Consider the following 6,209-nt stretch of genomic DNA (forward strand, 5'->3'; position numbering starts at 1 on the left):
CGCCGCAGGCCATGTCCTCGGCGGAGCGGGGCGCCTCGCGCGGCCTCGCCCGTGTCTGTGCCTCGGTGCGCCCCAAGCGCCCCACCGAAGGCATGCCGGACTTCCCGGCGGATGCCTCGTCACCGGCGAGGGGGGTGCGGCGCGTGCTGCACCACCTGCGGCGCGCGGGCTTCACTCAGGTGGCCGCCATCACGCTCGACGCGCCCGTGCCGGGCCTGCACGTGAGCCGTGTGGTGGTGCCGGGCATGCGCATCTCGGAGCTTCCATGAAACGCCGTCCCGAGGATCTCGTCGTCTTCCTGGGCCCCTCGCTGCCCGTGGGTGAGGCTCACCGGCTGGTGAGCTGCCACGTGCTGCCACCGGCCCGGCGGGGGGATGTGTGGCGTGCGCTCGCGCTGCGGCCTCGCGCCATCGTGCTGGTGGATGGGGTGGGTGAGGCCCAGCCGGCCGTGTGGCACCAGGAGCTGCTGTCCGCGCTGGAGGCGGGAGTGGCCGTCTTCGGTGGGGCGGGCGTGGGGGCGCTGCGCGCGGCGGAGCTGTCGGCCCAAGGCGTGGTGGGGGTAGGGCAGATCTTCGAGTGGTACCGGGCCCGCGTGCTGGTGGATGACGCGGAGGTGGCGCTGCTGCACGCCGGCGCTGATCAGGGCTATCGGCCGCTCACCGTGCCGCTGGTCAACGTCCGGCACGTGGTGACGCAGGCGCGGGCGGCACGGGTGCTCAACCCACGGCAGGCGCGGGCGCTGGTGACGGCGGCGGAGCGCCTCTTCTACGCGGAGCGCACTTGGCGCCGGACGCTGGAGTCCGTGCATCCGGTCTGGCCCGCGGCGACGCGGGGAGGGTGGGAGGGGTGGTTCTCGCGAGGCGTGGAGGATCTGCAGCGCCTGGACGCCATGGCCTGTCTTCGGGCGGCGGAGGCGTTCCTGTCCACGGACGCGCCGGTGCGGCCCCCGCGCAGCGCTTCCCAGGTTCCGCTCTCCACGCTGGTGAGGAGGCGGAGGTTGATGGACGACGTGTCCATCCTGGAGGGCCGGGCCGTGTCCTCCGCGCAGGTGCTGGCGGCGTTGCAGGAGGCACCGGACAGCGCGGAGCTGGCGGAGGCGGGCCTGCGGCGGGCCTTGCTGGCCGGGTGGGCTCGCTCGCTGGGGTTGGCACCCACCGTCGAGGAGGTGAGGGCGGCCGAGGCGGAGTGGTGGCGGCGTCACCAGGTGCGCCCTCCAGACCGGGAGTCCTTCCTGGGGGCGTGCGGCCTGGATCGTCCGGGACTGCGGCGGCTCTGTGAGGAGCGGGCGCTGGAGCGGCTCGTGGTCGCGCAGGCGTCGCGGCTGTTGCCGGAGGGACCTTCTTGGGAGGAGGCGCTGGCCTCCGAGGCGCGCCTCCAGGGCCGCTGGGCCGAAGCGGCGCGAGGCATGCGGTGGACACAGCGCCGCCGGCGGCCTCAGTGAGGCAGTCAGGCTCCATGTGCAGCCCCCGGAGCGGCCCCGCAACCCCGTGGACGTGGAAGGCCAACCGGACCAGTACCTCATTCTTTTGGCCACGCGCCTGATCCACTGTATTGACGAACAGGCATTCCGGATCCGGCTTTGGACTCGTGAAGTGGGAAGCGCCAAGGTGTTCCGCCCCGCATGGTTTTTCCGAAGGAGCTACACCGGTTCGCCCCTGTCCCATCGTTGGCCTCCTCCGGAATGGGGTGGGTCTTTATAAAACCGACTCCACAAGCTGCAGGCAAACGTGCGCTTCGTCCTGCAATTCGCGGAGACATTTTGAGGGACCCGTTGCAGGGACGTGCTGCGCCGGCCAGCTCATTGACAGAGCCGCCGTATCCAGCGGCGCATGTTGTCAGTGCCTGGAGGGAGCAAGGAGAACCAGTCGTCGCGCTCCTCGTAGAGGTAAGGTTCCAGCAGGTGGGCCAGCGTCCGGTATTCCGGCACATAGGCGCCATTGGCGGTGTCAATGGCATCTGGCCACTCGCCGAGGGTGATGAGCAGACGCTCGCCCTCCAGGGGTTGGAAGGAGACTTGGGGGAAGGAGAGCTTGTGGCGCAGTCCCTCCTCGCCCCCGAGCTGGCCGAGCAGGGGCTGGCCCAGGAAGGTGAGCCAGTAGGCACCTCGGGCGCGGGTGCCAATGTGCCCGCTGGTCTCACGGAGGCGATAGATGTCCAGGCCCAGGTAGCGCGAGAGCAGGGGAATCACGGACCTCCGAGCGGCGAACCAGAGGCCGTGCGGGGCGACGATGGCGAGGCTGGCGTAACCGAAGCTGAAGGGCAGCTCGCGAGCGAGCTCGAGGGTCAGGGCGTGCAGGTGGGCGGGGCCGTGCTCCAGGAGGTACTCGGTGGGAAAGGTGAAGAGCACCCCGCTGGTGGCATTCTCGTTGTCAGAGAAGAGCGGGGCATCGAGCCTCCGGCCGTCGTACTCGAAGTGGTAGCCGCCCACTGCGCTACAGTCCTCCTCCAGATGGATGTGGCAGGCGTTTCGCTGGGGGCGCTCGAGCATTTTCTTGCGGATGTGCTCCCAGCCCTTGTCATCGAGCGGGAGGGTGTCTCCATCGGGAGAGCCGTACCAGGCCAGCGCCTGGGGTGGAATGGCGCGGAGGTAGGTCTGCAAGGCGCGCCAGATGGCGGGGGCCACCTCGCCATGGGAGTGGCGCATGAAGAAGCAGATGACGACGCCGTCCCGGGCCACCACGCCGTCGTCTCCGAGGTCTGGCTGCAGACGAATGACGGGAATGTTCTCCCTCATGGGACGATCCCCTTCGTCGGCGAGATGATCACGGCCTTTCCGCCGAGTGCGGCCTCGTAGATATCGCCCTGGTTGGAGTCGGCATAGGCGCTGTCCTCTCCATAGTCCCTCCACCGCGGCTCGTTGGAAGGCGGGCAGGGAAACTTGAAGTCAAGGGTGAGCGCGGACCGCCGCCAGTTGCCATCCGCATGCAGGACGATGTCGGGTTTGATGGTGCGCCACAGCTCACGGGTGCAGCCCTGGGCAATGAGTCGCGCCTCTTCCTCCCGGCTGACAAACTCCAGCACCTTGGCGTTGGGATAGTAGCGGTAGCGCTGCTCGAGGCTGAACGGCCTGGGCCACAGTTGCTCGAGCACCTCACGAGCGCACTCCAGGGCGAGGACATGCTTCTGCTGCCCCAAGAGCATGGCCCGGGTGATGGGCTTGGCGCAGCCGTCCACCACCACCTCCTCGCCGCACTCTTGGCGCGTCGGGGCACGGTTGCCGAAGAAGGAGGCGTTGACCTGGCGCTCGGCCTGCCTGGCGCACTCCACGAGGCGCTCCGCGAACTCACCCACCGCATTATCGTCCTCAAGCAAGGTAAGGAGGATGGGAGCTGACCGGACGAGGACGGACGCCACGGCCGGAGCGGCAGCGGGCGCCAGAGAGCTTGCCCCCTTACCCGTAGCAGTGGTGGCATGGCGGAGGCGGCCAGCGGTCTCCGTATCCAGGCGCAACTCCCCACGGCCGGAGTGTGGAGAAGTGCTGGCACAGGCCGCAAGCAGGGCACTGGCCAGCAACAGGCGTGCGTGCTGCCAGCGCACGGTTTGGCGAGCGGGCATGTTCGTCTCCAGGGATGGAGACGGGGAGTGTAGAGCGAGTTCGGGGCAGCAGGGCACTTCAAGGTGCAAGGCTGGCTGTCCACATAGCGGTAGCAGCGGAAGCCCTCCTCGTTTGCAGCGGCACGCTGGCAGAACGCGCGGGACACTGCGCATCCGTCTCGCAGGCACTGTCTACGCAGTATGCCCCCATGACTCGGCTGTCACTGAGGCAGCCCAGGGGGGCTCACAGGCCGTGTCCCGAAGGCAGGGAGACGGTAGGTCGGCAACCGCAGACGCTCCTCATGGGAAAGCACCAGGCTCACCCGGGCCCCCCCAGGGGTGGGTACAGCAGGTCGCTGAAGCATGGCGCTTGCGAAGATGAGCGTGAGCGGCAATGCCAACAAGAGCCCGCTCAGGATGCTGCCAGCCAGACGCCAGTTCAACGCCCCTCGCCCTCGCAAGAGCCCGCCATCTGCCGGACCCACTCGCGGATGAGCGCCACGCCCTCATCATGGATGAGCGAGCGTCCCAGCTCCGGCATCATGACCCCCGGATCCTTCGAGTCCATCCGGTACACCAGGATCGATCGTTCGGGTCTGCCGGGGACGATGTCGAAGGGCAGGTCCTTCCCCGCGCCCCGCCCCGCTGCCACGGGAGCTTTGCACCGGCCGAGCGTGTGGGGCTCCTTCTCCTGCATCGCCAGGTACAGCCCCGAGCTCGCCGCCGGTCCACGCCGATCATGGCAGTGCGCGCAGTTGGCCTCGAGGTAGGCGCGAGCACGCTCCTCCAGCGTGCCCGTGCTCGGATCGTTCCACACCGCATTCCTCGGCGCCGCCCCGGGCGCGGGCGCGCCCTTCAGGTATCCCACGCGCGTCAGCCTCGCGAGCTGGTTCTCGGGGCCCTCGTCATACGGGTAGTCCCGGTTCACGTGACGCGCCTGCAGGCCGATGGGCGTCATCGCCTTGTCGCGCTCATGGCAGCCCTGGCACTGGTTCACGTTGGGGATCATGTAGTGGACGGGCAGCTTCTCGCCCGAGGCGTGCGTCACCTCCTCCGCGCGGCTGCTGCCCACCACCTCCAGCGTGGCGTCCGTGCCCTCCTCGTTCCACACGTAAGGCAGTGACACCCAGCCCTGCTTCGCGCGCACCAGCACCCGCGTCTCCAGCAGCCGGAAGCGCTTGTCCCCGTTGCCCGCCGTCCGCTGAGCCCCCTTCGCCGCTGGCACCTTTCCGTCGGCTGGGTACATGAACGTCTTCGAGAGGATCGTCCCCACCGGGAAGTCGAACACCTCCGCATCCCGGTAGGCCGCCGCCTGGCCCGGTGGCACCCAGAGCGTCCGGTACTTCTCCGCGTAGTCGCTGAAGAGAGGCGTGTTCAGCTCATAGGGGATGACCCCCGCCTGAGGCTCGAGTGTCCAGCCCGTGCCCCGGAAGAGCCCCCACGCCGACAGCTTCTCCGGGAAGGGATCCTCCACGAAGGTGTGGACTTCCCCGCGCCCCTTGCTGCACGAGCCCAACCCCAGGGCCAGGACGGCCAACAGCAAGCCCCCAAGCCCCCGGCCCCGCGGATGCCCGCCCTTCCTCACTGCGCGTTCCCCGTCAGCCTCACCGGCTCGTAGCTCGGGTGCGCACAGTCATGGGGGCCCAGCTCCCGGCGGATGTTCTCGAAGTCGTGCTCCAGGTCAGCGTTGGCGAAGTCCGCGTCTCCATTGTTCCGGATGCAGATCTTCAGCTCGTCCGGCAGCGTGCCCTGCGCGGTCAGCTTCTTCGCGCTGATGATCCCGTCATAGAGGATGTCCGGGAACGGCTTGCCCAGCTTCAGCGCCAGCAGCTTCAAGAGCAGGCCGCTGGGGGCGTCTCCACCCCCCGAGAACGTGTTGTCGTGGATGGAGAGGGCCTCGGGGTAGGGATCGTAGTTCTTGTCGTTGATGGGCTTCTCGGCCACGTAGTAGCTGACGATGAGCATGTTCACCGTCTGGTTGTCCCGGAACCGGTTGTTGAAGATCTCCACCTGATCGGTGGCCATGATCATCATCCCCGTGCCGGGGGGCACCTTGGCGACGATGTTCCCCTCGGGCGCGAAGTTGTCCGTGTTGTTGCCGTGGATGTCGTTGTTGAAGACACGCGTGGACTTGCCGCCCTGCATGGGCAGATCCGGCAGATCGAACACGAGGATGCCCCCCGTGTTCTCCGTCGCCGTGTTCTCGTAGATGTCCGCGTACTTCGTGTTCTCGCTCTCGATGCCCGCCACGTTCCGCATCGCCTTGTTGCGGCGGATGATGACGTGCTCGGACTGGCCAATGTAGAAGCCCGCGTCCGACGCCCCGATGGCCACCGAGTCCTCGATCAGCACGTTCTTGCACTGCACGGGATAGAAGCCATAGGCGCCGTTGGTGGCCTTGGGGCCTCCTGTCCACTCGGCCCGCACGCGCCGGATCACCAGCCCGTCCGTGCCGTGGACCTTGATGGCATCCCCCTTCGTGTCCTCGATGGCCAGGTCCTCGAGGGTGATGTTGTTGCCCTTCACCAGGAGGCCCTCGGCGCCCTGCGTCTGGCCCTTGAAGGACAGGATCGTCTTGTCCAGGCCCTTGCCGCGAAGGGTGACTCCGTCCACCGTGGAGGAGAGGCTCCGGTCGAGCTGGAACCGGCCCTCGGGCAGCTCGACGACGGTGCCCG

At 68.1% G+C, this 6,209-nt stretch carries 6 protein-coding genes; 2 read left to right on the forward strand and 4 right to left on the reverse strand.

Translation table 11 applies throughout. The annotated features are described in order from the left end of the window. The coding region (locus VD972_RS44385) for a YcaO-like family protein (protein ID WP_324996021.1) at window positions 1-269 on the forward strand (269 nt) is incomplete at its 5' end. Next, window positions 266-1,441 carry a TfuA-like protein gene (locus VD972_RS44390; protein WP_324996023.1) on the forward strand — a complete coding sequence of 392 codons (1,176 nt, stop codon included), beginning with the start codon at window positions 266-268 and terminating at the stop codon, window positions 1,439-1,441. The genes VD972_RS44385 and VD972_RS44390, both read left to right, overlap by 4 nt. Before the next feature lie 357 nt (window positions 1,442-1,798). Here the strand turns inward: VD972_RS44390 and VD972_RS44395 are convergent, their stop codons facing one another. The 4 genes from VD972_RS44395 to VD972_RS44410 form a co-directional block, all read right to left on the reverse strand. Continuing rightward, window positions 1,799-2,734, reverse strand: coding sequence for a type VI immunity family protein (locus VD972_RS44395; protein ID WP_324996025.1), 936 nt, complete (start codon window positions 2,732-2,734; stop codon window positions 1,799-1,801). Next, complete coding sequence (locus VD972_RS44400) at window positions 2,731-3,291, reverse strand: hypothetical protein (protein ID WP_324996027.1); 561 nt, start codon at window positions 3,289-3,291, stop codon at window positions 2,731-2,733. The genes VD972_RS44395 and VD972_RS44400 overlap by 4 nt, the downstream gene beginning before the upstream one ends. Before the next feature lie 682 nt (window positions 3,292-3,973). Further along, window positions 3,974-5,071, reverse strand: coding sequence for an SO2930 family diheme c-type cytochrome (locus VD972_RS44405; protein WP_324996029.1), 1,098 nt, complete (start codon window positions 5,069-5,071; stop codon window positions 3,974-3,976). A 44-nt stretch (window positions 5,072-5,115) separates the two neighbouring features. Continuing rightward, a partial coding sequence (locus tag VD972_RS44410; RefSeq protein WP_324996031.1) for a parallel beta-helix domain-containing protein occupies window positions 5,116-6,209 on the reverse strand: 1,094 nt, incomplete at its 5' end.

Source organism: Hyalangium sp., assembly GCF_035629615.1.
Taxonomy (GTDB): domain Bacteria; phylum Myxococcota; class Myxococcia; order Myxococcales; family Myxococcaceae; genus Hyalangium.